The sequence below is a fragment of the Rhizobacter sp. P2_H3 genome, assembly GCF_056403355.1.
On record NZ_JBFUFQ010000513.1, the window covers coordinates 1 to 951 of the forward strand.

The 951-nt window shown below is 67.3% G+C and carries 1 protein-coding gene; it reads left to right on the plus strand.

Annotated elements, in window-relative coordinates; genetic code table 11:
• On the plus strand, positions 1 to 951 hold a 951-nt coding region (locus AC1D1T_RS32745), incomplete at both ends, for an RHS repeat-associated core domain-containing protein (protein WP_477993525.1).

Consider the following 951-nt stretch of genomic DNA (forward strand, 5'->3'; position numbering starts at 1 on the left):
CACGACGCGTTGGGCCGGCTGCAGCGCTACACGGTGGCGGCTCCTGCGATCAACGGCCTCGTGCGCACGGTGAGCCTGCAATACAACGCGCTGGGCAGCATCCTCTACAAGAGCGATGTCGGGGTGTACAGCTACAACGCACAGGGCGCCAATGCAGTGCGGCCGCATGCGGTGAAGAGCATCGAAGGAGCCGCGGCCAACACCTACGGCTTCGATGCGAACGGCAACATCGCCAGCGCGACGGCGGGTAAGTACCGCGGGATCACGTACACCGGCTTCAACCTGCCGGACAGCCAAGCCGGTGTGCAAGGGCCTGCAGGCGGTCCGAGTTACGTGTGGAGCTACGACGAAGACCATGCCCGCATCCGCGAAGTGCGGACCATCCCGAGCGGCACCAACGCGGGCACCCGAACCACTTGGTACCTGCACTCGGACAACACCGGAGGCTTGGCCTTCGAGAGCGAGGTCAATGCGCCGACCAGCCCGAGTGCCGCGAACCCGGCGGTCACGAGCAACCGCCACTACCTGAGCGCTGGCGGCCAGAGCCTCGGGGTGCTGGTGAGCACGGGAGCGTTGCCCACGCTCGGCGCCGCGCAGACCGCACCAGCCGTGCAGTCGAGCCTGAGCGCGGTGAAGCTGGAGTACTGGCACAAGGATCACCTGGGCAGCATCGCAGCGACGACCGACCACAACGGCGACCTGACGGCCCGCAACGCCTACGACCCGTTCGGCAAGCGCCGTTTCTCGAGCGGCAACCACGACGCCGCCGGCGCGCTGGTGATCGACTGGAGCCCCTCGTTGAACAGCGGCACCGACCGCGGCTTCACCGGCCATGAGCAGCTCGACGACATCGGGCTCACGCACATGAACGGCCGCATGTACGACGCGGCCCTCGGGCGCTTCCTGTCAGCGGATCGGGCCGTGACGAAGCCCTACGAACTGCAGAGCTAC